The organism is Herbaspirillum sp. alder98, assembly GCF_020179755.1.
GTDB lineage: Bacteria > Pseudomonadota > Gammaproteobacteria > Burkholderiales > Burkholderiaceae_D > Herbaspirillum.
This window is the reverse complement of sequence record NZ_JAIUCY010000003.1, coordinates 222,271-249,037: the sequence shown is the minus strand read 5'-3', so window position 1 is coordinate 249,037 and position 26,767 is coordinate 222,271. Positions and strand designations below refer to the sequence as shown.

Annotated in this window: 23 protein-coding genes; 5 read left to right on the top strand and 18 right to left on the bottom strand. The window is 64.2% G+C overall.

Annotated elements, in window-relative coordinates:
- The 4 genes from LBW87_RS09035 (at position 1) to LBW87_RS09020 (ending at position 6,950) form a co-directional block, all read left to right on the top strand.
- Complete coding sequence (locus tag LBW87_RS09035) at positions 1 to 1,236, top strand: multifunctional CCA addition/repair protein (protein ID WP_225201115.1); 1,236 nt, start codon at positions 1 to 3, stop codon at positions 1,234 to 1,236.
- 8 nt (positions 1,237 to 1,244) lie between these two features.
- Positions 1,245 to 1,970: a GNAT family N-acetyltransferase gene (locus LBW87_RS09030; RefSeq protein ID WP_225201114.1), complete on the top strand. Its 726-nt coding sequence runs from the start codon at positions 1,245 to 1,247 to the stop codon at positions 1,968 to 1,970.
- Between the two features lie 30 nt (positions 1,971 to 2,000).
- On the top strand, positions 2,001 to 2,882 hold the full coding sequence (gene phhA / locus LBW87_RS09025; RefSeq protein ID WP_225201113.1) for a phenylalanine 4-monooxygenase: 882 nt from the start codon (positions 2,001 to 2,003) through the stop codon (positions 2,880 to 2,882).
- A gap of 495 nt (positions 2,883 to 3,377) precedes the next feature.
- On the top strand, positions 3,378 to 6,950 hold the full coding sequence (locus tag LBW87_RS09020; RefSeq protein WP_225201112.1) for an indolepyruvate ferredoxin oxidoreductase family protein: 3,573 nt from the start codon (positions 3,378 to 3,380) through the stop codon (positions 6,948 to 6,950).
- A gap of 88 nt (positions 6,951 to 7,038) precedes the next feature.
- On the opposite strand, the gene prmC is transcribed toward LBW87_RS09020, so the two are convergent.
- The 16 genes from prmC to LBW87_RS08940 all read right to left on the bottom strand — a co-directional run bounded on the left by prmC (position 7,039) and on the right by LBW87_RS08940 (position 22,851).
- Positions 7,039 to 7,872 (bottom strand): peptide chain release factor N(5)-glutamine methyltransferase, encoded by an 834-nt coding sequence (gene prmC, locus LBW87_RS09015; protein WP_225201111.1) that lies wholly within the window; start codon positions 7,870 to 7,872, stop codon positions 7,039 to 7,041.
- 1 nt (position 7,873) lies between these two features.
- Entirely contained in the window at positions 7,874 to 8,347 is a 474-nt protein-coding gene (locus tag LBW87_RS09010; RefSeq protein WP_225201110.1) for a disulfide bond formation protein B, read from the bottom strand.
- Positions 8,348 to 8,500: 153 nt separating this feature from the next.
- Complete coding sequence (prfA, locus tag LBW87_RS09005) at positions 8,501 to 9,580, bottom strand: peptide chain release factor 1 (protein WP_225201109.1); 1,080 nt, start codon at positions 9,578 to 9,580, stop codon at positions 8,501 to 8,503.
- A gap of 87 nt (positions 9,581 to 9,667) precedes the next feature.
- On the bottom strand, positions 9,668 to 10,960 hold the full coding sequence (hemA, locus tag LBW87_RS09000) for a glutamyl-tRNA reductase (protein ID WP_225201108.1): 1,293 nt from the start codon (positions 10,958 to 10,960) through the stop codon (positions 9,668 to 9,670).
- Between the two features lie 207 nt (positions 10,961 to 11,167).
- The gene (locus tag LBW87_RS08995; protein WP_225201107.1) at positions 11,168 to 11,878 is read right to left on the bottom strand and encodes a response regulator transcription factor; all 711 of its coding nucleotides are present in this window, start codon (positions 11,876 to 11,878) and stop codon (positions 11,168 to 11,170) included.
- Positions 11,879 to 11,908: 30 nt separating this feature from the next.
- Entirely contained in the window at positions 11,909 to 12,178 is a 270-nt protein-coding gene (minE, locus tag LBW87_RS08990) for a cell division topological specificity factor MinE (RefSeq protein ID WP_008112578.1), read from the bottom strand.
- 1 nt (position 12,179) lies between these two features.
- The gene (minD, locus tag LBW87_RS08985) at positions 12,180 to 12,995 is read right to left on the bottom strand and encodes a septum site-determining protein MinD (RefSeq protein ID WP_008112580.1); all 816 of its coding nucleotides are present in this window, start codon (positions 12,993 to 12,995) and stop codon (positions 12,180 to 12,182) included.
- Between the two features lie 81 nt (positions 12,996 to 13,076).
- Positions 13,077 to 13,856: a septum site-determining protein MinC gene (minC, locus tag LBW87_RS08980; protein ID WP_225201106.1), complete on the bottom strand. Its 780-nt coding sequence runs from the start codon at positions 13,854 to 13,856 to the stop codon at positions 13,077 to 13,079.
- 195 nt (positions 13,857 to 14,051) lie between these two features.
- Positions 14,052 to 15,191, bottom strand: a complete 1,140-nt coding sequence (locus tag LBW87_RS08975) for a BMP family ABC transporter substrate-binding protein (RefSeq protein WP_225201105.1) — start codon at positions 15,189 to 15,191, stop codon at positions 14,052 to 14,054.
- A 73-nt stretch (positions 15,192 to 15,264) separates the two neighbouring features.
- On the bottom strand, positions 15,265 to 16,185 hold the full coding sequence (locus LBW87_RS08970) for an ABC transporter permease (RefSeq protein ID WP_225201104.1): 921 nt from the start codon (positions 16,183 to 16,185) through the stop codon (positions 15,265 to 15,267).
- Positions 16,186 to 16,204: 19 nt separating this feature from the next.
- Positions 16,205 to 17,296: an ABC transporter permease gene (locus LBW87_RS08965; protein WP_225201103.1), complete on the bottom strand. Its 1,092-nt coding sequence runs from the start codon at positions 17,294 to 17,296 to the stop codon at positions 16,205 to 16,207.
- The gene (locus LBW87_RS08960; protein ID WP_225201102.1) at positions 17,289 to 18,836 is read right to left on the bottom strand and encodes an ABC transporter ATP-binding protein; all 1,548 of its coding nucleotides are present in this window, start codon (positions 18,834 to 18,836) and stop codon (positions 17,289 to 17,291) included. The genes LBW87_RS08965 and LBW87_RS08960 overlap by 8 nt, the downstream gene beginning before the upstream one ends.
- Before the next feature lie 58 nt (positions 18,837 to 18,894).
- The gene (locus LBW87_RS08955) at positions 18,895 to 19,674 is read right to left on the bottom strand and encodes an ABC transporter permease (RefSeq protein ID WP_225201101.1); all 780 of its coding nucleotides are present in this window, start codon (positions 19,672 to 19,674) and stop codon (positions 18,895 to 18,897) included.
- Between the two features lie 21 nt (positions 19,675 to 19,695).
- On the bottom strand, positions 19,696 to 20,481 hold the full coding sequence (locus tag LBW87_RS08950) for an ABC transporter ATP-binding protein (RefSeq protein ID WP_225201100.1): 786 nt from the start codon (positions 20,479 to 20,481) through the stop codon (positions 19,696 to 19,698).
- A 67-nt stretch (positions 20,482 to 20,548) separates the two neighbouring features.
- Complete coding sequence (locus tag LBW87_RS08945) at positions 20,549 to 21,583, bottom strand: ABC transporter substrate-binding protein (RefSeq protein ID WP_225201099.1); 1,035 nt, start codon at positions 21,581 to 21,583, stop codon at positions 20,549 to 20,551.
- 191 nt (positions 21,584 to 21,774) lie between these two features.
- The gene (locus tag LBW87_RS08940) at positions 21,775 to 22,851 is read right to left on the bottom strand and encodes a porin (RefSeq protein ID WP_225201098.1); all 1,077 of its coding nucleotides are present in this window, start codon (positions 22,849 to 22,851) and stop codon (positions 21,775 to 21,777) included.
- A 527-nt stretch (positions 22,852 to 23,378) separates the two neighbouring features.
- Between LBW87_RS08940 and LBW87_RS08935 the strand changes: the two genes are divergently transcribed.
- Entirely contained in the window at positions 23,379 to 24,638 is a 1,260-nt protein-coding gene (locus tag LBW87_RS08935) for a urate hydroxylase PuuD (RefSeq protein ID WP_225201097.1), read from the top strand.
- 145 nt (positions 24,639 to 24,783) lie between these two features.
- Here the strand turns inward: LBW87_RS08935 and puuE are convergent, their stop codons facing one another.
- The gene (gene puuE, locus LBW87_RS08930) at positions 24,784 to 25,716 is read right to left on the bottom strand and encodes an allantoinase PuuE (protein WP_225201096.1); all 933 of its coding nucleotides are present in this window, start codon (positions 25,714 to 25,716) and stop codon (positions 24,784 to 24,786) included.
- Between the two features lie 37 nt (positions 25,717 to 25,753).
- Complete coding sequence (locus tag LBW87_RS08925; protein ID WP_225201095.1) at positions 25,754 to 26,476, bottom strand: GntR family transcriptional regulator; 723 nt, start codon at positions 26,474 to 26,476, stop codon at positions 25,754 to 25,756.
- Positions 26,477 to 26,767 lie beyond the last annotated feature (291 nt).

Sequence of the window (26,767 nt, the reverse complement as noted above, 5' to 3'; positions counted from 1 at the left end):
ATGAGGATATATACCGTCGGCGGCGCCGTACGCGATGGCTTGCTGGGGCTGCCGGTGAAGGACCGCGACCACGTGGTGGTGGGTGCCACGCCGCAGCAGATGCAGGCGCTGGGTTATCGTGCGGTCGGCCGCGACTTTCCGGTGTTCCTGCATCCCGAGACCCACGAGGAATACGCGCTGGCCCGCACCGAGCGCAAGACCGCGCCCGGCTATCACGGCTTCGCCTTCCACGCCGCCCCCGACGTCACGCTGGAGCAGGACCTGGCCCGTCGCGACCTGACCATCAACGCCATCGCCCAGCATGAAGACGGCAGCCTGGTCGATCCTTACCATGGCCGTGACGATATCGCGCAGCGCCTGTTCAGGCACGTCTCGGAAGCCTTCGTCGAAGACCCGGTGCGGATCCTGCGGGTAGCGCGCTTCGCGGCGCGCTTTGCCGACTTCAGCGTTGCGCCCGAGACCAATGCGCTGATGCAGCGCATGGTCGACGATGGAGAAGTCGATGCCCTGGTGCCCGAGCGGGTCTGGCAAGAGTTGTCGCGCGGCCTGATGGAGCAGCGGCCATCGCGCATGTTCGAGGTGCTGCGCGCATGCGGCGCGCTCAAGCGCATCCTGCCCGAGCTCGATGCCTTGTGGGGCGTGCCGCAACCCGAAAAACACCACCCAGAAATCGACACCGGCGTGCACGTGATGCTGGTGGTCGACTGGGCCGCCAGCCAGGGGCATGCATTGCCGATCCGCTTTGCCGCGCTGCTGCACGACCTGGGCAAGGGCAGCACGCCGGCCGACGAATGGCCGCGCCATCATGGCCACGAAGCGCGCAGCGTCAAGCTGGCCGAGCAAGTCTGCGCGCGCCTCAAGGTGCCGAGCGAATGCCGCGACCTGGCCCTGATCACCGCGCGCGAACATGGCAATGTCGGGCGCGCCTTCGAGATGCGGCCGACGACGCTGGTGACGCTGTTCGGGCGCTGCGATGCGTTTCGCAAGCCACAGCGCTTTGTCGACATGCTGCGCGCGGCAGAATGCGACCATCGCGGTCGCACCGGCTTCGAGCAGCGTCCGTTTCCGCAGGCGGCCTATCTCGAGGGTGCGCTCAAGGCGGCCCAGGATATCGATGCCGGCGCAGTCGCCAAGCAGTTCCAGGCGCAGCCGCAGAAGATCCAGGACGCGATCCACGCCGCCCGCAGCGACAAGGTGGCGGCGTTCGTGGCGCTGCACCGTCCGGCATCGGCCTGAGTCCGAGCATGGCGCCCCTTTTTTCCTGGCTCAAGCGTCCTGGCAGTGGTACCCCGCCGCCGGCACAGCCGGAGCGTCCGCTGGTATTCGTCAAGGAGCTGTCATCGCGCTCACGACGCCATCTGATGCGGCACTTCCTGGCGCTGGGCGAGTCCGACCGCCTGCTGCGTTTTGGCTCCAAGCTGTCGGACGACCTGGTGGTGCGCTACGCCGAGCAGATCGACTTCGAGCGCGATACCGTCTTCGGCGTCTATGACCGCCGGTTGCGCCTGCTGGGCGTGGGGCACCTGGCGTTCGCCCCGCGCGAAAGCTCGCGCATCAGCGGCGCCACCATCAAGCCGGTGGTGGCCGAGTTCGGGGTCTCGGTGTCGAGCGCGGCGCGTGGCATGGGGGTCGGCACGCGCCTGTTCCTGCGCGCTTCGATGCGCTGCCGCAATGCCGACGTCGATACGCTCTACATGCATTGCCTGTCGTCCAACAAGGTCATGATGCACATCGCCAAGAAGGCCGGCATGGAGATCCATCGCGACTACGGCGAGGCCGACGCCTACCTCAAGATCAAGCCGGCCAATTCGGCTACCGTCTTCCAGGAAGCGATGCAAGAGCAGGTGGCCATGCTGGACTACATCGTCAAGGCCAACTTCAAGGCGCTGCTGAAGTGGGGCGCGCGGGTGACCGGATTGGGCAATCGCCGCAAACCGGATGACCACGGCGGCCCCCGCAATGGCGCATAATATGCGCCTCGCACCAACCTCAGAGCATTCATGAGCACCACCCCCAATACCGACGATTTCTTCGCCACCGTTGCCACCAAGTCGGATAGCGGCGCCCTGCGCGGCGACTACAGCGGCGCCGACGCCAACTACGTGGTGCCGCAACACTGGGAGCGCTACACCGAAGAGCAGCATGCGCGCTGGCGTCGTCTCTACGAGCGCCAGGCCAGGCTGATTCCGGGCCGCGCATGCGATGTCTTCATCGACAGCCTCAAGGCGCTCGATGTGTCGCAAGGCATTCCCCGTTTCGACCGCACCAGCGAGGCGCTGCAGCGCGCCACCGGCTGGCAGCTGGTGGCCGTGCCGGGGCTGGTGCCGGACCACACTTTCTTCGAGCACCTGGCCAACCGCCGCTTTCCGGTCACGGTGTGGCTGCGCGAAGAGCACGAGTTCGACTATATCGTCGAGCCGGACGTGTTCCATGACTTCTTCGGTCACGTGCCGCTGCTGTTCAACCCGGTCTTTGCCAATCACCTGCAGGAATACGGCCGTGGCGGCCTCAAGGCGCTCAAGCTGGACGGCCTGGCCTATCTGGCGCGCCTGTACTGGTACACGATCGAATTCGGCCTGGTGCAGAGCGAGCAGGGCCTGCGCATCTACGGCGCCGGCATCCTGTCCTCGGCAGGCGAAGTCGAGTATTGCCTCACCAGCGACCAGCCGCGTCGCATTCCGTTCGAGGTCGAGCGCGTCATGCGCACGCTCTATAAGATCGACTCGTATCAGGAAACCTATTTCGTGATCCGCGATTTCGAGCAATTGTTCAGCGATACCGCACCTGATTTCACGCCCATCTACGAGCGACTCAACGCAGTCGAGCCGCTGCCGGCCGACAGCCTGTTGGACGGCGAAACCAACCTGCCGCCATTGCGCTGAAGCCTATCCCCAGGCGTTGGACGAAAAAAAACGGATCTGACGGGGAACGTCAGATCCGTATGAGCTAGTGGTGCTTTCAACACTAGAGGGGAGGAACCTTGCTCAGAGAATGGATACCATCGCTGTTCAAAGTGATATCCATTAAACGCCAGCCGAAGCCGTGATCCAATGGCTTTTACCGGTTGTTACACTCGCGTCTTGCTTGTAACACTTGGCCGCTTTTTATTCAGCCGGAAATATTGTTGTTTTAATCTTTCCGGCATTTTCTTCTTCGCCCCCTCCCTTGCGCCGCAGGACCTGCCGATTCGTTGCCGGCTTGCCAAAAAAAGCCCGAAAGCCTTGCTGCACCGTACGTAGCGGCAGGCCCGGCCGTGTGCTAACTTGATTGACATAACGAATAGTCGGCCCACCAGGTCAGGCTTTCAAAGACCCGGCGCCAGAGGTGGCGACCGGTATATGTGAACCAAGAACACGATTTTTGGCACCGGAGACCGCATGAACGCCCCTTTACCCAATGGCCAGCGTCTGTTGCTGGACGACGTTTCACTGGACGACAAATACACGCTGGAGCGCGGCCGTGTCTTCATGACCGGCATCCAGGCCCTGGTCCGTCTGCCCATCCTGCAGCGTCAATACGACCAGCGCGCCGGGCTCAATACCGCCGGCTATATCACCGGTTATCGTGGCTCGCCGCTGGGCTCGGTCGACCAGACCGCGGCCAAGGCGGCACGTTATCTCGATGCCCATCAGGTGCGCTTTCATCCCGGCATGAACGAAGACCTGGCCGCCACCGCCGTGTGGGGCACGCAGCAGGTGAACCTGTTCCCCGGGGCGCAACACGATGGCGTGTTTTCGTTGTGGTATGGCAAGGGGCCCGGCGTGGATCGCTGCGGCGACGTCTTCAAGCACGCCAACATGGCCGGGACCTCGCGTCACGGCGGGGTGCTGGTGATTGCCGGCGACGATCATGCAGCCAAGTCGTCGACCACTGCGCACCAGAGCGAGCACATCCTCAAGGCGTGCGGCATGCCGGTGCTGTATCCGGCCACGGTGCAGGAATATCTCGACTATGGCTTGCACGGCTGGGCCATGAGTCGCTACACCGGACTGTGGGTGGCGATGAAGTGCGTGACCGACCTGGTCGAGTCGGGCATGTCGGTGGTGCTCGACCCGCAGCGGGTACAGACCCTGCTGCCGCAAGACTTCGAGCTGCCGCCGGACGGGCTCAACATCCGCCTGCCCGACAGCGTGCTGGCGCAGGAAGCCCGCATGAACAACTACAAGTGGTATGCCGCGCTGGCCTATGCCCGGGTCAACAAGCTCAACCAGATCATCTGGGACAGTCCGCGCGCGCGGTTCGGCATCGTCACCGCCGGCAAGTCCTACCTCGACACCCGCCAGGCGCTGGAAGACCTGGGTATCGATGAGCAGGTCGCCGCCGAGATCGGCATCCGGCTCTACAAGATCGGCATGACCTGGCCGCTCGAGGCCGAAGGCGTGCGCAACTTCGCGCAGGGACTCGACGAGATCCTGGTGGTGGAAGAAAAGCGCCAGATACTCGAATACCAGATCAAGGAAGAACTCTATAACTGGCGCGACGACGTGCGCCCGCGGGTGGTCGGCAAGTTCGACGACACCGGCGAATGGAGCGGCTCGCCGCGCGAAGGGCACGGCAACTGGCTGCTGCCGGCGACTTATGAATTGAATCCGGCGCAGATCGCGCGCGCCATCGCCGCACGCATCTCGCGTTACTTCGCCGGCCATCCGGTCGAGCAACGGGTGCGTGCCCGGATCGCCTATCTCGAAGCCAAGGAAGCCACCCTCAACATCAGCAGCCAGCCCGACCCCGAGCGAGATCGGATTCCCCATTTCTGTTCCGGTTGTCCCCACAATACCTCGACCAAGCTGCCCGAAGGCAGTCGCGGCCTGGCCGGTATCGGTTGCCACTACATGGTGACCTGGATGAATCGCGAGAGCAGTGTATTTACCCACATGGGCGGCGAAGGCGTGACCTGGGTCGGCCAGTCGCCGTTCACCAGTGAAAAGCATGTCTTCGCCAACCTTGGTGACGGCACTTATTTTCACTCCGGCCTGCTGGCCATTCGGGCCTCGGTCGCGGCCAAGGTTAACATCACCTACAAGGTGCTGTTCAACGACGCGGTGGCGATGACCGGCGGCCAGGAGTTCGACGGCCCGCTCGACGTTGCCATGATCTCGCGCCAGCTGGCGGCGGAAAACGTGCGGCCCATCATCGTGGTCACCGACGAGCCCGACAAGTATGCCGCCGACACCCACTGGGCCGAGGGCATCACCATCCGCCATCGCAGCGAACTCGACGCCGTGCAGCGTGAGCTGCGCGAGGTGATCGGCGTGTCGGCGATGATCTACGACCAGACCTGCGCCTCCGAGAAGCGCCGGCGCCGCAAACGCAATGCCTATCCCGACCCGGCCAAGCGCGCAGTGATCAACGAAGCGGTGTGCGAAGGGTGCGGCGACTGCAGCGTGCAATCGAACTGCCTGTCGGTGGAGCCGCTGGAAACCGAGCTGGGACGCAAGCGCCAGATCAACCAGTCTTCGTGCAACAAGGACTTCTCTTGCGTCACCGGATTCTGCCCCAGCTTCGTCACCGTCGAAGGCGGCAAACTGAAGCGTCCTGCACGCACTGACGACAAGATCGGCGCCGACACCAGCACGTTGCCACACCCGCCGCTGACGCCATTGGCCGCGCCTTACGGCATCGTGGTGACCGGCATCGGCGGCACCGGCGTCATCACCATCGGCCAGATCCTGGCCGTGGCGGCGCACCTGGAAGGGCGTGCCTGTTCGGTGCTGGACATGAGCGGACTGGCGCAAAAGGGCGGTCCGGTGACGTCCCACGTGCGCCTGGCCGACGACGGCGAGCACCTGCATTCGACCCGCGTGGGCACCGGCGCTGCCGATCTCGTGATCGGTTGCGACGTGATCGTTACCGCCAACCGCGACGCCTTGTCGCGCATGGGCGAGGGGCGCACACGCGCCGCAGTCAATTCGACCCAGACGCCGACGGCCGCCTTCGTGCGTAATCCCGACTGGCAATTCCCGCAGGCCTCGGCCGAGGGCCGCATCGCCGAGGCCTGCGGTCGCGACAACCTGGCCCTGATCGATGCCGGGCACATTGCCACGGCGCTGCTGGGTGACGCCATCGCCACCAACATGTTCATGCTGGGCTACGCCTGGCAAAAAGGCTGGGTGCCGCTGTCCGAGGCGGCCTTGCTGCGCGCGATCGAACTCAATGCGCAGCAGGTCGAATTGAACCGCCAGGCATTTGCCTGGGGCCGGCTGGGCGCGCACGACATGGCCAGCGTGATGGCGGCGGCACAGCGCAATGGCATGAAGGCGCAGGTGATCGCGTTCAAGCGCACGCCATCGGTGGACGAGTTGGTGGCGCGCCGGGTGGTGCTGTTGACTGACTACCAGAATGCCGCCTATGCCCGGCACTACAGCGATTTCGTCGCCCAGGTGCGGGCCGCCGAGACGGCATTGGGCGAAGCGGGCAAGCCGTTGAAACTGACCCAGGCGGTGGCGCTCTACCTGTTCAAGCTGATGGCCTACAAGGACGAATACGAAGTGGCGCGGCTCTATACCGACGGCGCTTTCCGCGACAAGATCGCTGGCATGTTCGAAGGCGATATCCAGATCAAGTTTCACCTGGCGCCACCCTTGCTGGCCAAGCGCGATGCGCAGGGGCATCTGGTCAAGCAGCAATATGGGCCGTGGATGATGCGCGCCTTCGGCGTGCTGGCGCGCTTGCGGTTCTTGCGGGGTACCGCATTGGATCCCTTCGGTCACACCGAGGAGCGACGCGGCGAACGGGCCCTGATCGAACGCTATCAGGCGACCCTCTCGGGCCTGCTGGGCCGCTTGAGCGCGGCCAACCTGGCGCAGGTGGTGGCGGTGGCGCGGATCCCTGAAGACATTCGCGGCTACGGCCACGTGAAGCAGCGCCATCTGCTGGCGGCACAACAGAAAGAGGCGGGTTTGCTGGCGTCGATCGACCAGCCGGAACAGGGCGGGCGGGAGGCGGCTTGAATGCAGGCAGTCGCCGGGACGACGGAGCAATATTAAATCGATACCGCCGTCGTCCTGGCGCAAGCCAGGACCCAGCGACTTTTATGTGCTAACTCGCCAACCGGCCACCACTCACCCGTTCGATCCCCGCCAGGTCGCGCCAGCTCTGCACGTCGGAAAAACCGGAACCCTGCAATAACGCGCGCACGGCTGCAGCCTGGTCGTAGCCATGCTCCATCAACAGCCAACCGCCGTTCTCCAGATGGGCCGCCGCACCATCGATGATGGCGTGCAGGTCCGACAGGCCGTCGCCATGGTCGGTCAATGCGTCGATCGGTTCGAAGCGCAGGTCGCCCTGGGCCAGATGCGGATCGCCTTCGACGATGTAGGGGGGATTGGAAGCGATGACGTCGTAGCGAGCGCCCTGCAGCGCCTGATACCAATCGCTCAAGCGAAAATCGACGCGCACCCCGTTAGCCAGGGCATTGCCACGGGCGACTTCCAGCGCAGCGGCGCTGGCATCGAGCGCCGTGACCACGGCATCGGGGCGCGCATGCGCCACTGCCACGGCGATAGCGCCCGAGCCGGTGCCCATGTCGAGCAGGCGGGCGCGCGGAGGCAGGCGTTCCAGGGCGAGTTCGACCAGCAATTCGGTGTCGGGACGAGGGATCAATACATCGGGCGTCACCCGAAATTCCAGGCCGAAGAATTCGCGCGCGCCGACAATATAGGCAATCGGCTCACCGCGCAGGCGACGCGCGAACAAGGCCGCCAGCGCGTCGGCCTCGGCCTGCTCCAGGCGACGCTCCGACTGGGTAATCAATTGCACCCGCGTGAGACGCAGGGCGTGGCACAGCAGGATGCGGTTTTCCAGCGCATCCAGCGGCGCCGATTTCAATACGGTGGCCAGGCTGCAGCCGGCGAAGCTGGATGTGGGCGCCATGTCAGCGGCGTTTGAAGGCCAGGCGCGCCAGCACCAGCCCCAGGATCACGAACCAGATCAGCGCCCAGGTCGGGATCTGCAGGCCGAACACCGGCGGCCACGGTGCCGAGCAGAAACCGTCAGCCGAAAACATCTGCGGAAACAGCTTGGCCGGCAGGATCTGGTTCAACGACGTCTCCAGCGGATCGACGCCGCACGACACGCCGGGATGCGCCTTGACCCACAGGTGCCATCCGGCCGTGCCGGCGCCACCGATGGCGGCCAGCAGGCCCAGGCCGGCGCCGGCGCGACGCGCGCTGGGCGGCAGAAAATACGCCAGCAGGCTGAAGGCGGCAATCAGCACGAACATGTAACGCTGGATCACGCACAGCGGGCAGGGCTGCATTTCTTCGACGATCTGCAGGTACATGGCAAAACCGAGCAGCGCAATGGAGACCAGTGCCACCAGCAAATACAGTGATTTGGATGATTTCATGATGTTGTTCGCTTTATGTCGAGATGAATGCGCCTGCCGGCAATGCCGAAAGCTGGATTGTAGTGGAGAGCCCCGTTGTCATGCACGTCACCACCCCTGGCGACTTGTGCGATGCAAGTGTCTTGGAAGCGCGCGCCATCGTTTGGTTCCGCGTCAGTCGTCGCCCAGTTGCGCCAGCAGTTCGGCCTGGTGTTCGGTGATCAGCGAGCCGGTCAGTTCGTCCAGGTCGCCGTCCATGATGAAGTCCAGCTTGTACAGGGTCAGGTTGATGCGATGGTCGGTCATGCGCCCCTGCGGGAAGTTATAGGTGCGAATCCGCTCGCTGCGGTCGCCCGAGCCGATCAGCGACTTGCGGGTAGCGGCTTCCTTGGATTGCTGTTCGCGCAGTTGCACGTCCTTGATGCGCGCGGCCAGCACCTTCATTGCTTGCGCCTTATTCTTGTGCTGGCTGCGGTCGTCCTGGCATTCCACCACGATGCCGGTCGGCAGGTGGGTGATGCGCACTGCCGAATCGGTCTTGTTGATGTGCTGGCCACCGGCTCCCGAGGCGCGGTAGGTATCGATGCGCAGGTCGGCCGGATTGATGTCGACATCCTCGACTTCATCGGCCTCGGGCATGACGGCCACCGTGCAGGCCGAGGTGTGGATGCGGCCCTGGGTCTCGGTGGCCGGCACCCGCTGCACGCGGTGGCCGCCGGATTCGAACTTGAGCCGTGAATAAGCGCCCAGGCCGGCGATGCGGGCGATCACTTCCTTGTAGCCACCCAGCTCGGACTCCGATGCCGAGACGATCTCGACCTGCCAGCGCATGCGTTCGGCATAGCGGGTGTACATGCGCAGCAGGTCGCCGGCGAACAGCGCAGACTCGTCGCCGCCGGTGCCGGCGCGGATTTCAAGGAAGATGTTGCGCTCGTCGTTGGGGTCTTTCGGCAGCAGCATCTTTTGCAGGTCGCCTTCGAGCGCTTCCATGCGCGACTTGGCGGCGCCGATTTCATCCTGCGCGAAGTCCTTCATGTCGGGGTCCGACAGCAGCTCCTGGGCGGTGCCGATATCGGCGCCGGCCTGCACGTAGTCGTGATAAAGCACCACCAGCGGCCCCAGCTCGGCGTGTTCGCGGGTCAACTTGCGGTAGACGTCCATGTTGGCGGTGGCGTCTTCCTGGGCCAGCAGGCTGTTGAGCTCTTCGAGCCGCTCCGAGAGCTGGTCGAGTTTGGCGAGCATCGATGGTTTCATGGGCTTTGGCAGTAATGGGGATGAGCACCGCGCCGGAGCGCAGGCGGGCAGGGCGCCCGAGGTGGGCGCAATCGAAGCGGAAGGGCGCTAACGCTTGGCGCGGAACAACTGCGGCAGCAACGACACCAGCTGGGTGCGCTGCTCGCCCTGGGCGTGATGCAGGGCCTGTTGCGGGCCATGCAGGAACTTGGCGGTCAGTCCCTTGGACAGCGCCTCGAGCACGGCGTCGACATCGTCGCCCCGTGCCAGCAGCTTGCGGGCACGTTCCAGCTCGGCCAGGCGCAGGATCTCGCCGGTCTCGTTGAGATCCTGGATCAGCGGCACCATGGCGCGGCTATCGATCCAGTGCATGAACGATTGCACCCGGTTTTCGATGATGGCTTCGGCCTGGGCCACCGCCGCCTGGCGGTTTTCGACGCCGCTCTGCACGACCGTGGCGAGATCGTCGACGGTGTACAGGAAGACATCGTCGAGACGGCCGACTTCGGATTCGATATCGCGCGGCACTGCCAGGTCGACCATGAAGATAGGCTTGTGGCGACGCGCCTTGACGGCCCGCTCGACCAGTCCCAGGCCGATGATCGGCAGCGACGAGGCGGTACAGGAGACCACGATGTCGAAGCGCGATAACTGCGCCGGCAGGTCGGCCAGCCGGATGGCGCTGCCATTGAAGCGGTGCGCCAGCGACTCGCCGCGCTCCATGGTGCGGTTGGCCACCGTCAGCGTCTTGGGATTCTGCGCGGCGAAGTGCGTGGCGCACAGCTCGATCATTTCGCCCGCGCCGATGAACAGCACGTGCTGGCCCGAGACCGAATCGAAGATGCGCTGCGACAGGCGCACCGCTGCGGCCGCCATCGAGACGCTGTGGGCGCCGATCTCGGTGGTGGTGCGGACTTCCTTGGCCACGGCGAAGGTGCGCTGGAACAGCTGGTGCAGATAGGTGCCCAGGCCGCCGGCGGCATCCGCCTGGCGCACGGCATCCTTCATCTGGCCCAGGATCTGCGGTTCGCCCAGCACCATCGAGTCGAGCCCGGAGGCGACCCGGAAGGCGTGGCGCACGGCATTGTCCTGCGGCAGGGCATACAGGAAAGGGCGTAGGTCGGCGTAGGCAATCTTGTGATAATCGGCCAGGAACTGGGCGGTCCGATCGATCGCGAAGTCGACGCCATCGGCGCCGGCAGCGGCCGCCGCATAAAGCTCGGTGCGATTGCAGGTCGACAGGATTGCCGCTTCACCGGCCGAGACGATGCGGTCATGACCGCCAAACCATGCGCGCGCTGCTGCGACCGCCTGACCAATCTGGTCAGCGGGGAAGGCCACTTTTTCGCGCAGCGAAACGGGCGCGGTAGTGTGGTTGAGTCCGACAGCGAGCAAATGCATGGAATGACGCGGCGAGGTGCCGATGAGCTTGTATTTGTGGCCTGAATCGGCCTTTTACGACAGCGCCATTATACCCGCTGTGTAACAAGTCGTTTCGACGCCCCCTGTTTATCGACGTTTATCCCCTGCCGGACGTGACCTGGATCAGTCTTTTTGCTGGCTGACGGGGCGCTGACGCAACAGCTTGCCTGGCGGGAACGTTGTTTTTCAGGCGGGCGATGAGGTGATGGTCTCGCCGCCGATACGTTCGAGCTGGTAGCCGTAGCCGTACACGGTGGCCAGGCGATAACCATTTTCCGGCTTGAGGGCGAGCTTGGTGCGCACCCGCGAGACGTGGGTATCGATGGTGCGGGTCGGTAGTTCGGGTTCGGCGCCCCAGACGCGCTCCTGGATGAAGGCGCGTGACAGCGGTCGCCCCAGGTTCTGCAGCAGCAGCATGGCCAGTTCGGCTTCCTTGCGGGTGAGCGTGACGTCCAGGGCCGGGTGCGCCACGCGGCTGACCCGCAGGTGCGGCAGGTCAAAGCGGAACTCGCCCAGTTGCAGCGCCGGCGTGTTTGCCGGGGCCGGATCGGCCACCTGCAACAGCAGTTCCAGGCGCAGCCCCAGTTCGCCACGGCGGATCGGTTCCAGCACGAAGTCGTCGGCGCCCGCGGCGCGCAGCGCCTGCAGCAGCGCGCCGTCGGCGGCGGTGGCCAGGATCAGGAAGGCGGATACGCTGTCGCGCACCAGTTCGACCACGCGCCCGGCATCGTGGCGCACGGCGTCCAGGTCGACCAGCATGAGCGCGATATTGTCGGATGCGGTGGCAGCGATGGCGGCATCGCAGCCATCGCAGACCAGGCTGCCGCGCGCACCGGCCAGCTGTTGCAGCAGGGCGATGCGCTCGGGCCGATGCGAGAGGATGCCGATCTTTTTCATCGCAATGATCGCCCGCGGGGGCGCATCACGTCAGGCCGGAGGCGTTTCGGCGTCGGGCAGGACCACGTTCACGTCGAGCACCTCGAGGTTGCCCTGGCGGTCCAGCGATATCTTGATATCGTCGGCGTTGACCTTGGTGTACTTGGAGATGACTTCGATCAGTTCCTTGTGCAAGGCCGGCAGAAAGTCCGGGCCCTGGCGGCCATTGGAGCGTTCGCGCGCGATGATGATCTGCAGCCGTTCTTTCGCCGCCACCGCGCTTTTAGGCTTGGTCGGAAACAGGAATGAAAGCAGCGACATGTCACTTACCTCCGAAAATACGCTGCAGCAGGCCCGGCTTTTCGTAGTTGGTGAAACGCATCTCGACGGTTTCGCCGAGGAAGCGCGACACCAGGTCCTGGTAGGCCTGTGCTACGTCGCTATCCTTGAGGTGGATAGCCGGGCTGCCCTGGTTGGATGCGGCCAGCACCGATTCGGACTCGGGAATGATGCCGATCAGGGGAATGCGCAGGATCTCCTGCACATCGGTAAACGACAGCATCTCGCCGCTTTCCACGCGCTTGGGCGAGTAGCGGGTGATCAGCAGGTGTTCCTTGACCGGCTCGCCACCGGCCGAGGCGCGGCGCGACTTGGCCTGGATGATGCCCAGGATGCGGTCCGAATCGCGCACCGACGACACTTCGGGGTTGGTCACCACGATGGCCTCGTCGGCGAAGGTCAGCGCCATCACGGCGCCGTGTTCGATACCGGCCGGCGAATCGCAGACGATGTACTCGAAGTCCATCTTCGACAGGTCATCCAGCACGCGCTCGACGCCTTCCTCGGACAGGGCATCCTTGTCGCGGGTCTGGGAGGCCGGCAGGATGAACAGGTTGTCGCAGTGCTTGTCCTTGATCAGGGCCTGGTTCAGCGTGGCCTCCTTGTTGATGACATTGATCAGGTCGTACACCACGCGGCGCTCGCAACCCATGATCAGGTCCAGGTTGCGCAGACCGACGTCGAAGTCGATCACGGCAGTCTTGTGACCGCGCATGGCCAGGCCCGATGCGAAACTGGCGCTCGACGTCGTTTTGCCGACGCCGCCCTTACCGGATGTCACAACGATGATTTTTGCCACAAAACACTCCTTGATAAAAGACAGATGCGTCAGGATGACGACGCGATATTTGATTAATTGTTAGTAGCGCGCTGCGCCCGGCTATGACGCCGGCATCGCCAGCACGTCGATGCGTTCGCCATCGAGTCGTACCTGCACCTGCTTTCCCTTGAGTTCGGCCGAATGGCCGTTTTCAAAGGTTCGATAGACTCCGGCAATCGAAACCAGTTCCGCTTCCAGCGATTGCGCGAAGATGCGCGCCGAGGTATCGCCCGAGGCGCCCGCCAAGGCCCGCCCGCGCAACGGCGCGTAGACGTGGATACAGCCGTCGGCGATGATCTCGGCGCCGTTGTTGACCGCCGCCATGATCACCAGGTCGGCGCCGCGCGCATAAATGCGCTGGCCGGCGCGCACCGGGGTATCGATGATCATGGTGGACGCAGCCGGCGCACTTTGCTGCTGCGGCTGTGCCGGTGGTGCAGGCGCCGCCTGGGCTGGAGCCGGTTCGACCGCCACCGGTGCCGGCGCGGCGTCCTGCGCACGCGCGTTGGTGGCGCCGGCGCCGGCCGGATTGTCGATCGCCAGGCCATGCGCCACGATCGTCTGCTGCAGGTCTTCCGGCGCATTGCGCACGGCCACGGTGTTCAGGCGGAACTGCTTGAACAGGGTCACCAGCGCGGTCCAGTCGATGCCGGTCAGCGCCTCGCCCGGCAGGTTGCCGATATCGAGCACCGCAAACTCGTCTTCGAAGAAGTCAGATACGCCGCCGGTCATCTCCTTGAGCGCCTTTTCCAGCACCGTCGGATCGGTCTCGTGAAGAATTGCCGAAATGGCAACTACGGTGGATATCTTGATATCGATGGGTTTGCGGTTTTTTTGCATGGATCCTTGGGCCTGAAACGGCGAATGCCGCCGGTCAACCGACTGCGCGTAAATATTTGGCGTGAATTATACAGCCAGCTTAGCCGCCGATAGCGGCCGGTAGGGGCTTTTCGGGGCTCGCCAATGAAAACGGCCAGGGCGTCCTGCGACGCGCCCGGCCGTGGCCTTTCACCCGCTGCTGGTGGGGTGCCGGAATTAGCCCGGCACCTTGCCGTCGACACCTTCGACGTAGAACTTCACGCCGTGCAGGAAGGCGTCGTCAGCGACCGCATCCTTGCCCAGGACTTCCTTACCGGTGTTGTCCTTGATCGGACCCTTCCAGATCGGCGCGCTGCCGTCGACGATGCCCTTCTTGCGCTCGTCGAGCAGGGTCTTCACGTCCGCCGGCAGGTCGGCATTGTAGGCGCTCAGGTCGATGCCGCCTTCCTTCAGGCCGAGCCAGGTGGTGCCAGTCTTCCAGGTGCCGTCCAGCGCAGCCTGCACGCGGGCGTTGTAGTACACGCTCCAGTTGATGACCGAGGCCGCCAGGTGGGCCTTGGGGCCGAAGCTGGTCATGTCGCTGTCCCAGCCGAAGGCATAGGCGCCTTTTTCCTGCGCGGTCTGCACCACGGCGGCCGAATCGGTGTTCTGCATCAGCACGTCGACGCCCTGGCCGATCAGGGTAGTGGCGGCTTCACGTTCCTTGCCCGGATCGAACCACTTGTTGACCCACACCACGGCGGTGGTGGCCTTCGGGTTCACCGAGCGCGCGCCCATGGTGAACGAGTCGATATTGCGGATCACCTCGGGGATCGGCACCGATGCCACCACGCCCAGCTTGCCGGACTTGGTCATCTTGCCCGCAGCCACGCCGGCCAGGTAGGCGCCTTCATAGGTGCGCACATCGTACTGGGCCAGGTTGTCGGCGGTCTTGAAGCCGGTGGCGTGTTCGAACTTGACGTCCGGGAAATCCTTGGCGACCTTGAGCATCGCTTCCATGTAGCCGAAGGTGGTGCCGAAGATCAGCTTGTTGCCGTCGGTGGCCAGCTGGCGGATCACGCGCTCGGCGTCGGCCGCCGACTCGGGAACGTTTTCCACGAAGCTGGTCTTGACCTTGTCGCCGAACTTGGCCTCGACCGCCTTGCGGCCGGTGTCGTGGGCGAAGGTCCAGCCAGCGTCGCCGACCGGGCCGACATAGACGAAGGCCACACGCAGTGGGTCGGTGGCGGGGGCGGCAGCAGCCGGGGCGGCTGCTGGAGCGGCCGGGGCCGGCTCGTCCTTCTTGCCGCAAGCGATCAGGCTGGCCGCGGCCAGCGTGGCGAGCATCGCCAGCGAGGCTCTGCGCGAAATGGTCATTGTGTTCTCCCTCAAGTCAGTGGTTGGAATAGCAGGCGCAGCGATAAAAACAATTCTTCAGTTCTTCAATTCTTCAGGAGGCGCCGGGGCGGAACGGCTTGCCCAGCGACGCCGGCATGTTCAGGCGGATCCAGTCGGGGTTGCGCGAGATCAGCGCCAGCACCACGATGGTGGCGACATAGGGCGCCATCGACAGGATCTGCGGCGGCACCGTCACGCCCATGCCCTGCAGATAGAACTGGGCGATGGTGACGCCGCCGAACAGGAGCGAACCGAGCAGCACCCGGGCCGGACGCCAGGTGGCGAAGGCGGTCAGCGCCAGCGCGATCCAGCCGCGTCCGGCCACCAAGCCCTCGACCCACATCGGGGTATAGACCAGCGACATGTAGGCGCCCGCCAGGCCGCAGCAGGCGCCACCGAACAGCAGCGCCGCATAGCGGATGCCGCGCACCGGATAGCCCAGCGCGTGGGCCGACTCGGGCGACTCGCCCACGGCCCGCAGCACCAGCCCGGCGCGGGTGCGATACAGGAACCAGATGCACCCCAGGCACAGTGCCAGCGCCAGGTAACTCATCCAGTGCTGGTGGAACAGCGCCGGGCCGATGAAGGGCAGGTCCGCCAGCCACGGCACCGTATTGGCCTGCGACGGCAGCGCCAGGCCGACGAAGCGCTGGCCGACGAAGGCCGACAGGCCGATGCCGAAGATCGACAGCGCCAGCCCGGTGGCGACCTGGTTGGTCGCCAGCGTCAGCGCCAGCCAGGCGAACAGGCTGGCCATCAGCATGCCGCAGACGGCACCGGCGATAAATCCCAGCAGCGGGCTCTTGGTGCTGTAGCCGACCGCGAAGCCGGCGATGGCCGCGACCAGCATCATGCCTTCGGCACCCAGGTTCAGCACCCCTGAGCGTTCATTGATCAACAGGCCGATGGCCGCCAGCAGCAAGGGCGTGCCGGCGTTGATGGAAGCGGCGATGAGAGGGGCGAGTTGTTCCATGTCGGTTCCTTAGATGCCCTTAGTTGCGCTGTTTCCAGACCAGCCGATACTCGATCAGCGTGTCGCAGGCCAGCAGAAGGAACAGCAGCATGCCCTGGAACACGCCGGTGATCGCCGCCGGTAGCCCCAGGCGCGACTGCGCCAGCTCGCCGCCCAGGTACAGCAGCGACATGATCAACGCGCCGAAGATGGCGCCCAGCGGATGCAGGCGGCCGATGAAGGCGACGATGATGGCCGCGAATCCATAGCCGGGCGACACCGAGGGCAGCAGTTGCTGGATCGGTCCGGCGATCTCGAAGGCGCCGGCCAGGCCGGCGAAGCCGCCCGAGACCAGCAGCGATACCCACAGCGCCGAACGGGCCGAGAAACCGGCATAGCGCGCGGCATGCGGCGCCACCCCGCCCACCATCAGCGAAAAGCCGCGCAGGCTGCGGGTCATGAAGAGCGTCATCGCCAGCGCCGCCACGATGGCGACCGCAAAGCCCACATGCAGCCGCGTGCCCGACAGCAGCACCGGCAGCATGAAGACGTCCGAGAATACCTTGGACTGCGGGAAGTTCATGCCGTTGGGGTCCTTCAGGGGACCGTTGACGGCATACATCAGCAGCAGCTGGGCAATATAGGTCAGCATCAGCGAGACCAGGATCTCGTTGGCATTGAAGCGGTCGCGCAGCAAGGCCGTGATGCCGGCCCAGAACGCGCCGCCGAGGATGCCCGCCAGCACCATCAGCAGCAGGCCGGCGCTGCCGGCAATGGCGTGGCCCGGCACATCGAGCCACACCAGCATGGCGCCGGAACACATGGCGCCGACCGTGAACTGGCCTTCGGCGCCGATGTTCCAGATGTTGGCCCGGAAGCACACCACCAGTCCCAGCGCGCACAGGATCAGCGGGATCGCCTTGAGCAGCAGTTCGCTGATGGAGCGTTTGGTGGCAAACGGATCGACCAGGAACACCTTGAGTCCGGCCAGCGGGTCCTTGCCCAGCGCCAGCAACAGGAAAGCGCCCAGCACCAGCGTGAGCACGATGGCGATCGCCGGCGAGAAGTAGGTCATGCTGCGTGAGGGCGCCGCCCGCAGTTCCAGCCGCAACGGCAGCGACAACTTAGCCATGCGCCACCTCCGCGGTGGGCGAAGCTTCATCCCACAGCCCGCTCATCCAGACCCCGACCTGCTCGCGCGTGGCTTGCTCGATCGGGATCGAAGGCGACAGCCGGCCCTTGGCAATCACGTGCAGGCGATCGCACAGGGCGAACAGTTCGTCGAGTTCTTCCGAGATCACCAGCACGGCGCAGCCTTCTTCCTTGAGCTTGAGGATTTCGCCGTGGATCTGCGCCGCCGCGCCCACGTCCACGCCCCAGGTCGGTTGCGCCACGATGAACACGGCCGGCTTGCGTTCCATCTCGCGACCGACGATGAACTTCTGCAGGTTGCCGCCGGACAGGCTCTTGGCGGTGGCGTCCGGCCCGGCCGCCTTGACCTTGAAGCGCTCGATGATGGCCGCCGCAGCGCGCCGGGTGAAGCCGAAGTCGATCAGGCCGTGCTTCACATAGGGCGTCTTCTGGTGCGACAGCAGCATGTTGGCCGTCAGCGACAGCGAAGGCACGGCGCCGCGTCCGAGCCGTTCTTCCGGCACCAGGCCCAGGCCCAGCGCGCGACGCGGATTGGGCGACAGGTGCCCGACCGGGGTGCCGGCCAGCATCAGCATGTTGGGCGCGGCGCGCTGGTCTTCGCCCGACAGCGCCGCCAGCAGTTCTTGCTGGCCGTTGCCCGAGACGCCGGCGATGCCGACGATCTCGCCGGCCCGCACCTCGCACTCGATGCCATGCAATTCGGTGGCGAACAGGTGCGCCTTGGGCAGCGACAGGCGGTTCACGTGCAGCTTGCGTTCGCTGCGATGCGATTGCGGGTTGCGCGCCCGCTGCAGCCGTACCAGTTCGTCGCCGATCATCATGCGCGACAGGCTGGCGCTGGTTTCCTGGCGCGGATCGCAGGTGCCGGTGACGCGCCCGCCGCGCATCACGGTGGCGCTATGGCACAGCGCCCGGATCTCGTCGAGCTTGTGGCTGATGTAGAGGATGCTGCACCCTTCGTCGGCCAGGCGGCGCAAGGTCACGAACAGTTTCTCGACGGCCTGCGGCGTGAGCACCGAGGTCGGTTCATCCAGGATCAGCAACTGTGGATTGGTCAGCAACGCGCGCACGATCTCGACCCGCTGGCGCTCGCCCACCGACAGCGTATGCACGTGGCGGTGCGGCTCCAGTTCCAGGCCGTACTTTTCGCCGGTCTGGGCAATCCGCAGCGCCAGCTCCTTCAGGTCGGTCGCGGCCTCCAGGCCGAGCGCGATGTTCTCGGTCACGGTGAGGGTGTCGAACAGCGAAAAATGCTGGAACACCATGGCGATGCCCAGCTTGCGCGCCGCTTGCGGATTGGCGATCTGCAGCGTGGTGCCGTTCCAGGCGATCTCGCCGGCATCGGGCTTGACCGCGCCGAAGATAATCTTCATCAGGGTCGACTTGCCGGCGCCGTTCTCGCCCAGCACGGCATGGATCTCGCCGGGGGCCACCGACAGGCTGACGTCGTCGTTGGCCAGCACGCCGGGATAAGCCTTGCGTACATGGCGGATGTCGAGACGGAGGGGCGCTGCGCTCACGTGATTTTCCTGTAGTTCGTTGTTGGCGGCCGTTATCTTAACCGCGAAAGGCGGATCATCACTTGCCGCGATGGGCCCATCCCGTGGTCCTGCGCTCGATGATGGCAAACAGTTCGTACATCGCCATGGCCATGGCGCCGATCACCACCAGTCCGGCGAAGGCCAGCGGCATCTTCATGGACGAACCGGCCGACACCAGCAGGTAGCCGATGCCTTCGTTGGAGGCGTTCATCTCGGACACGGTGGAGCCGACGAAGGCCAGCGTGATGGCCACCTTGAGCGAGGCGAAGAAGTAAGGCATCGAGCGCGGCAGGCCGACCTTGAGCAGGATATCCATGCGGCGCGCGCCCAGCACCCGCAGCACGTCTTCCAGTTCAGGCTCGAGCGTGGCCAGGCCGGTGGCGATATTGACCATGATCGGAAAGAACGAGATCAGGAACGCGGTCAGGATAGCCGGCCCGGCGCCGATGCCGAACCACACCACCAGCACCGGTACGAAGGCCGCCTTGGGCAGCGCGTTGAAGGCTGTCATCAGCGGATAGGCGGCGGCATACAGCAACGGCGACGAGCCGATCAGCAGGCCCAGCGTGACGCCCACAAAGACCGCGATGGCGAAGCCCACCATGGTGACCCAGAAGGTCGACAGCGCATGTTGGGTGATCGGGCCCGAGAATTCGATCATGGCCTGGATGATCGACATCGGGCTGGGGAAGATGAAGTCCGACACCTGCCACACGCTGCAGATGAATTGCCACACGCCAAGAATGGCGAGCAGCAGAATCCAGGGCGCCATGGTGGTGGCGGCGCGGTTCAGTTTGCCGTTGAACGGGGTTTTCATGAAATGTCCTCTGGCAGCCGGTCAGGTATTGCGCACATGGCCGATGTGCTCGCGCAGTTCATGCACCAGCGCATTGAAGCCATCGGTATAGGTCGTCGCCAGTTCGCAGGGGCGCGGCAGCGGGTTTTCGCGGCGCACCACGATGCGCCCCGGGCGCTTGCTCATGACATAGATGGTATCGGCCAGGAAGGCCGCTTCACGCAAGTCGTGGGTGACCAGGATGACGTTGAAGCGGCGCTCGGCCCACAGGTCGCGCAGCACGCACCACAATTCCTCGCGGGTGAAGGCGTCGAGCGCGCCGAAGGGCTCATCCAGCAGCAGCATCTTGGGTTCGTGGATCAGGGCGCGGCAGATCGATGCGCGCTGCTGCATGCCTCCCGACAGTTGCCACGGAAACTTGTCGGCATAGCCTTCCAGTCCGACCGTCTTCAGCAGTTTCAGGGCGCGTTCGGTGTATTCGGCACGGTTCTTCTTGAAGTCGCGCCTGAACGGTTCCACGATCTCCAGCGGCAGCAGGACATTGTCGAGCGTGGTGCGCCATGGCAGCAGGGTGGGCGCCTGGAACGCCATGCCGACAAACTTCAGCGGACCGGTTACGGCCTTGCCGTCAATCACCACGCTGCCCCGGTTGGGTTGTTTCAGGCCGGTGGCCAGTTTCATGAAGGTCGACTTGCCGCAGCCGGACGGTCCGACGATGGCGATGAATTCGCCGGCCCGGGTCTGCAGGTCGATATCCTCGACCGCAAACTCGGAGGCGCCGTCATAGGCCAGGTAGACGTGACGAAAATCGACGAAGGGCTCGCTCATATACTTGGCTTTTCCACTGATGAAACAAGGCTGGGCCGGCGCCATCCATCGGGCGCCGGCCGCAGGATTACTTGGGCAACACGTCCAGTTCGGCCTTGGAGGGCAGGAAGGCGCCATTCCAGACACGGTCGGCATTGACCCGGGTCTTGGTGCCATAGGCATCCGAGACCTGCGAGGCCATCAGCGTCAGGCGCGGACCGAATACCTGGCCATAGCCTTCAGCCTTGGCGTGCGGGGTGGCGATGGCGCTGGCGATGGCCAGTTTCAGGCGGCGCAGTTCCAGTTTCTCATCGATCAGGCCGTCGCGTTCCTTGACCACCTTGATGGCCGCTTCAGGATTGGCGATGACGTCGCGGGTAGCCTTGGCGAAGGCGCGCAGGAAAGCCTTGATCGCTTCCGGCTTCTGCCGTGTCATGGCGTCCGAGGCGATGATGGCGTTGCCGTACAGGCGCACGCCGTAGTCCGGATACATCATCACTTCCACGTCTTCATCCTTGATGCCGCGCGCGTTCAGGTTCAGCAGCGAAGTGAAATAGAAGCCGGTGATGGCGTCCACGTCGCCGCGCGCCAGCATGGTTTCGCGCAGCGGCGGGTCCATGCTGATCCAGTTGGCCTTGGACGCGTCCAGGCCATTGGCCTTGGCAAAGATCGGGTAGGCGCGGCGACCGGCGTCGAACACCGGGGCGCCCAGCTTCTTGCCGGCCAGGTCGGCCGGTTTCTTGATGCCCGACTTCTTGAGCGAGAACACCGCCGCCGGGGTGTCGTTGTAGACCATCATCACGCCCACCGGCTTGGCCGGGGCGTCGGGATTGTTGGCGACGAATTCCATGAGCGCGGCCATGTCGGCGAAACCCATGTCATAGGTGCCCGAGGCGACGCGGTTGACGGCATTGCCCGAGCCGTTGCCGGCATCGATGGTGACATCCAGTTTTTCCTGGGCGAAGTAACCCTTGGCCTTGGCCACCAGGAACAGCGCGGACGGGCCTTCGAAGCGCCAGTCGAGCTGGAATTTGATCTTGGTCTCTTGGGCAAAAGAGGCGCTGGCCGATACCAGGCCGATCAGCAGTGCCGCCGAGCAGCCGAGGAAGCGGAATGGACGCATGGGGGAATCTCCCGAGTAGCGATGAAATGAATGAAAAAAAGCGACGGGAACCGCAATGCGCGCTGGCCGGTAAAGACTGCGCGCATTCCGGTAATTGCGGTTCCCGCCCAAGGTCAGCCTCAAGACGCGGCAGGGCGGCCCAGAAGGAGTCGCCGACCTACCGTACTACGTGCTACTACTTGCTCGGTCGATCAGAAACGATGGCGCATGCCCAGGCCGAACGACACGCCGCTGCCGGTGGTCGAGACCTTGTCATTCATGACGATGGCGTACAGGTCGGTGCGCTTGGACAGGAAATAGTCGTAGCCCACCGAGGTGGTGTTGCGCGCCACTTCACGCGCCAGCAGGTCGCCGGTGCGCTTGGTGCGGGCGAAGGCTGCCAGGATCGAACCATTGCCCACCGGCGCCGACAGGCCTGCGCTGTAGACCTTGTCCTTGGCTTGCTGCGCGCCGGGGGTGGTGTCCTTGCTGGTCTGGAAGGTGCCGTACAGCTTGACCACCTGGAAGTCATAGGTGGCGCCGACCATCCAGGTCTTCTGGCGAGTGATGCTGGCGAATGGGCTAGTGGCGTCGATGATGGCCGAGCCCGAGTTGGGGTTGCTGACCTGGGCATCGAAATACAGGCCGGTCAATGCCAGGCCGCCATTGAAGTACAGCGCGTTGACGCCGATGTTCTTCTTGCCGTTCTGGCCGGCGACTTCACCCAGCTGGTAGTGCACGTTGGCTTGCAGGCCGCCGAACTTGGGCGTGGTGTAGAGGATCTGGTTGCTCCAGCCGCTGTCGGCTGCATTGGCCTGGGTCCAGGAACGGGCGGCGAAGTTGCCGGTTGGCGTATAGACGTGCAGCACCAGAGGCGAGAAGGTGAACGAGTCACCGAACGGGTTGAACAGCACGGTCGGCAGGAAGCTTGGCGCCAGCCCGCGGCCCAGTGCGATCTTGCCGTAGCCGCCGGACAGGCCGATGTTGGCGTCGCGCGAGAACAGGTTGTCGCCCGAGAAGCGTCCGCTGGTACCGGTATCGGTCTGGAAGAACGAGGTCAGCGCAAATTCTGCCTTCAGGCCGCCGCCCAGGTCTTCAGTACCCTTGAAGCCGATCCACGAGGTGGTCATGCCGCCCGAGTTGACGACAGCGCGGCTCTTCTCGCCGCTGTTCTTGATGCTGCCGACATAGGCGTCGACCAGGCCGCTGACGGTCACGGCAGATTGTGCCATCGCGCCGCTGGCCACTACACAGGATGCCAAAGCCAGTGCCAAACGAGTTTTCTTCATTACGCTCCCCTGTTTAAAAAGAAGCCGGAGGTGGGTCCGGCAAGTTCAAGTTTTCCGTTCATTGGCAGTCGGAATGCTGCTCTCCCGTCCGTTCTGCCAGCGGACGCAGCACAGGGGTTTAGCAGATATCGTGCCAGTGCCTGAGAAGCCAGTGTCACGCTCGCCGTCGGCAACAAGCTGTCATTTTGTCGACAATGGTTTTTTTCATTTGCGACAACTTGGTGCTTTTGATGCACTGAATTTGACGGCCTGCACTAAAAATGTAGGGGCTGACCAGTCGCCGGAAACACGACGGTCGCGCTACAAGCCTGATCCACGGCGGGCGATGTGGGCCGGGCTGGGGTGCCAGGCGAGGTTTTCGTTCTAATTTATTGTGAACAGGATTGGTATTTATTGTTGCCAATCTGTGTTGCGTGGCATGCTGCGGGCAGATTCTGGCAAGTGCGCCGGGCCAGGCACCATTTATGCTAAGTCTTGCGCCATATCTGCTGCGACCCATTTATCGAGAACCGAGGAACGATCACCCCATGGAAGCCTATATCTTCGACTGGCTCAATCTGCTGCTGCGCTGGCTGCACGTCATCACGGCGATTGCCTGGATCGGATCGTCCTTCTATTTCGTCTGGCTCGACAACAGCCTGGTGGCGCCCACCGATCCCGAGCTGGTCGAAAAGGGCGTCGGTGGCGAGTTGTGGGCGGTGCATGGCGGCGGTTTCTACAATCCGCAGAAATACCTGCTGGCGCCCAAGGCGTTGCCGCAGCACCTGCACTGGTTCTATTGGGAGGCCTACAGCACCTGGCTGTCGGGTTTTGCATTGTTCTCGCTGCTGTACCTGTTCAATGCCAATGTGTTCCTGGTCGACCGCAACGTGTTCGACATGTCGGGCTCGATGGCCGGCGGCGTGGCGGTGGCTTTCCTGGTGTTCAACTGGCTGATCTACGATACCGTCTGCAGCACCTTCGGCGATCGGCCCGATGGTGACCGCAAGGTCAATCTCCTGGTGGCGCTGCAAGTGGTGGTGTCGGTCTGGGCCGCCTGCCACCTGTTCTCCGGGCGCGCCGCCTTTCTGATCAGCGGTGCGTCGCTGGCCACCATCATGAGCGCCAACGTGCTGGCCTGGATCATCCCGGGGCAGCGCAAGATGGTGGCGTCCATGCGGGCCGGCCAGGCGCCGGATCCGATCCATGGCAGGCGCGGCAAGCAGCGCAGCGTGCATAACACCTACTTCACGCTGCCGGTGCTGTTTGCGATGCTCTCCAATCACTACAGCATGACCTACAGCGCGCCGCATAACTGGCTGGTGCTGCTGATGATCATGGCCGCCGGCGCGCTGGTCCGCCAGTTCTTCGTGCTGCGCCACAAGGGCGTCAACAACTGGTGGTATCCCGGGGTGGCGGTGGCCTTGCTGCTGACGGTGGCCATCGCGCTTAGCCCGATGATGCGCAGCAAGCCGGCGCCCAAGCCGGTTGCGGTGGCCCAGCCGGCCGATGCGGCGCCTGCGCCAGCACCAGCCCCGGCGCCCACCGCAGGAGCAAGTTTCGCCCAGGTGCAGCAGGTGATCCAGGCGCGCTGCATCCAGTGCCATGCCGAAAAGCCCAGCCTGATGCCGACGCCCGGCAAGGGCATCCTGCTCGATAGCGCCGAGCATATCGCTCAGCATGCGCAACAGATCTATCAACAGGCAGTGGTGGCGAAGGCCATGCCATTGGGCAACATGACCAGCATCACCGATGACGAGCGGGCGTTGATCGGCAAGTGGTTCGAGGCGGGGGCGCCAGCGAATTGAAGGCTGGCCGTTCCACACTCCCCGTCGTCCCGGCGCAGGCCGGGACCCAGTGGCGTTTGCTGGGCCTCGGCGAGTGCTGAAAGGCGCCGGGTCCTGACGTTCGTCAGGGCGACGGAGGTGGGGGCGTCAGCCGATCCGCGTCAAGTCACGGCGCTTCGAACGGATGCACCTGCATCCAGTGCCGGGCGATATCGATGCGACGGGTGATCCACACCCGCTCATGCGACTGCACGTAATCAAGAAAACGCTGCAATGCCCGCATCCGTCCCGGGCGACCCAGCAGCCGGCAATGCATGCCGATCGACAGCATCTTGGGTGATTCTTCGCCTTCGGAATACAGCACGTCGAAGCTGTCCTTGAGATATTGATAGAAATGGTCGCTGGTGTTGAAACCCTGCGGCGAGGCGAAGCGCATGTCGTTGGTGTCCAGCGTATAAGGCACCACCAGGTGCGCCTGCCGGTTGCCGCCTGCGGTCTCGACCTGGGTCCAGAATGGCAGGTCGTCGCCGTAGTAGTCCGAATCGTAGGCAAAGCCGCCATGCTCCACCACCAGTTGGCGCGTCACCGGCGAATCACGCCCCGTGTACCAGCCCAGCGGCGCGCTGCCGGTCAGTTCGCGAAAGATCTGCACGGCCGCCTGCATGTGCGCGCGCTCGGTATCGATATCGATGTTCTGGTAGTGGATCCAGCGCAGGCCATGACAGGCTATCTCGTGGCCCAGTTCGACCAGGGCCTGGGTCACGTCCGGCGCGCGTTGCAAGGCCATGGCGACGCCGAATACCGTCAACGGCAAGCCACGCTTCTCGAACTCGCGCAGGATGCGCCAGACGCCGACCCGCGAGCCGTATTCATAGATCGATTCCATCGACATGTGGCGCGCCGGATAGGCCGCAGCGCCAATGATCTCCGACAGAAACTGCTCGGACCCGGCGTCGCCGTGCAAGACGTTGTTTTCGCCACCTTCCTCGTAGTTGAGGACGAACTGCAAGGCAATGCGGGCCTGGCCGGGCCACTGCGCATGGGGAGGATTGCGGCCATAGCCGGCCAGGTCGCGAGGATAGGGTGGTGGCGAAGACATGGAGCTTATCGATTGGTGTTGAAAAGGGGGTGCACGTTCATTTGCCCAGCACCGCGCGCAGGTCGAACTGGTCGTCCGCATCGGGACGTACCCGGTCCTCGCACAAATGCAAGTGATGTGCCATATGTTGCTGGGCAGCTTCGACGTCGCCGCTCTCGAGCGCCTCAAGCACGCTTTCATGCTCATCGAACGAGCAGGCGTTGTGCCCGGGCGCCTCGGTCTTGGCGATCATCAGCGTGGTGCGCGAGACCAGCTTGCGCAAGGTGTCGACCAGCAGCACATTGCCGGTCAGTTCGGCCAGCGCCAGGTGGAACTGGGCAGACAGGCGGATCCAGCGCGGCCGGTCGCCGCTGAGGTAGGAGTCGCGCTCCTGCTCGACCATGCGCCGCAGGCCGGCGATCTGGCGCGTGCCGGCTTCGCGGCCTACCTTCTCCAGCACCGCGTGCTCAAGGATGTTGCGCAACTCGAACATGTCGCGCACCTCGGCATGCGAGGGGCTGGCGATGAAGGCGCCGCGATTGGCCTCCAGGTCGACCATGCCTTCGGTGGCCAGCCGCGAGAGCACCTTGCGCACCGTGTGGCGTGCCGTGTCATAGATCTGGCACAGCGTCTGTTCGGTCAGCTTGGTACGGGGCGGCAGGCGATGCTCCATGATCGCGTCATAGATATCCTGGTACATCCGCTCTTCTACCGCGACCGCGTTATCGCGCTCGCGGGCCGATACTGGCGTGCCACGCGCAGGTTTGCTGGCTTTGTTCATGAGGCCCATGCTGTCAATGTAGTCCTGTCCATGGAAGTCGCAGGCGACTCCCGCCCTCACGCCCAACGACAGCAGCAGATCGGATCGTCGACAATCCAATCGGCGATGTGCAACAAAACGGGGCTATTCTGCACCAAAAAAGAACGGTGCAGTGCGCTCCTTCTGCGCTCGGGATTGTTGTCAATCCACATGCTGTTGTCAGGCAATGTCGTGCTGCGCGGGTTCGACCAGACTGTCGACCATCGCGCACAACAGGGGTAATGCAAGAACTGTGCTTGACCGCAGGGGCCG

Bases quoted from the DNA above. Each gene is read 5' to 3' on its own strand.
- LBW87_RS09035 (WP_225201115.1), top strand. From the start codon at position 1: ATGAGGATATATACCGTCGGCGGCGCCGTACGCGATGGCTTGCTGGGG.
- LBW87_RS09030 (WP_225201114.1), top strand. From the start codon at position 1,245: ATGGCGCCCCTTTTTTCCTGGCTCAAGCGTCCTGGCAGTGGTACCCCG.
- phhA (WP_225201113.1), top strand. From the start codon at position 2,001: ATGAGCACCACCCCCAATACCGACGATTTCTTCGCCACCGTTGCCACC.
- LBW87_RS09020 (WP_225201112.1), top strand. From the start codon at position 3,378: ATGAACGCCCCTTTACCCAATGGCCAGCGTCTGTTGCTGGACGACGTT.
- prmC (WP_225201111.1), bottom strand. From the start codon at position 7,872: ATGGCGCCCACATCCAGCTTCGCCGGCTGCAGCCTGGCCACCGTATTG.
- LBW87_RS09010 (WP_225201110.1), bottom strand. From the start codon at position 8,347: ATGAAATCATCCAAATCACTGTATTTGCTGGTGGCACTGGTCTCCATT.
- prfA (WP_225201109.1), bottom strand. From the start codon at position 9,580: ATGAAACCATCGATGCTCGCCAAACTCGACCAGCTCTCGGAGCGGCTC.
- hemA (WP_225201108.1), bottom strand. From the start codon at position 10,960: ATGCATTTGCTCGCTGTCGGACTCAACCACACTACCGCGCCCGTTTCG.
- LBW87_RS08995 (WP_225201107.1), bottom strand. From the start codon at position 11,878: ATGAAAAAGATCGGCATCCTCTCGCATCGGCCCGAGCGCATCGCCCTG.
- minE (WP_008112578.1), bottom strand. From the start codon at position 12,178: ATGTCGCTGCTTTCATTCCTGTTTCCGACCAAGCCTAAAAGCGCGGTG.
- minC (WP_225201106.1), bottom strand. From the start codon at position 13,856: ATGCAAAAAAACCGCAAACCCATCGATATCAAGATATCCACCGTAGTT.
- LBW87_RS08975 (WP_225201105.1), bottom strand. From the start codon at position 15,191: ATGACCATTTCGCGCAGAGCCTCGCTGGCGATGCTCGCCACGCTGGCC.
- LBW87_RS08970 (WP_225201104.1), bottom strand. From the start codon at position 16,185: ATGGAACAACTCGCCCCTCTCATCGCCGCTTCCATCAACGCCGGCACG.
- LBW87_RS08965 (WP_225201103.1), bottom strand. From the start codon at position 17,296: ATGGCTAAGTTGTCGCTGCCGTTGCGGCTGGAACTGCGGGCGGCGCCC.
- LBW87_RS08955 (WP_225201101.1), bottom strand. From the start codon at position 19,674: ATGAAAACCCCGTTCAACGGCAAACTGAACCGCGCCGCCACCACCATG.
- LBW87_RS08950 (WP_225201100.1), bottom strand. From the start codon at position 20,481: ATGAGCGAGCCCTTCGTCGATTTTCGTCACGTCTACCTGGCCTATGAC.
- LBW87_RS08945 (WP_225201099.1), bottom strand. From the start codon at position 21,583: ATGCGTCCATTCCGCTTCCTCGGCTGCTCGGCGGCACTGCTGATCGGC.
- LBW87_RS08940 (WP_225201098.1), bottom strand. From the start codon at position 22,851: ATGAAGAAAACTCGTTTGGCACTGGCTTTGGCATCCTGTGTAGTGGCC.
- LBW87_RS08935 (WP_225201097.1), top strand. From the start codon at position 23,379: ATGGAAGCCTATATCTTCGACTGGCTCAATCTGCTGCTGCGCTGGCTG.
- puuE (WP_225201096.1), bottom strand. From the start codon at position 25,716: ATGTCTTCGCCACCACCCTATCCTCGCGACCTGGCCGGCTATGGCCGC.
- LBW87_RS08925 (WP_225201095.1), bottom strand. From the start codon at position 26,476: ATGAACAAAGCCAGCAAACCTGCGCGTGGCACGCCAGTATCGGCCCGC.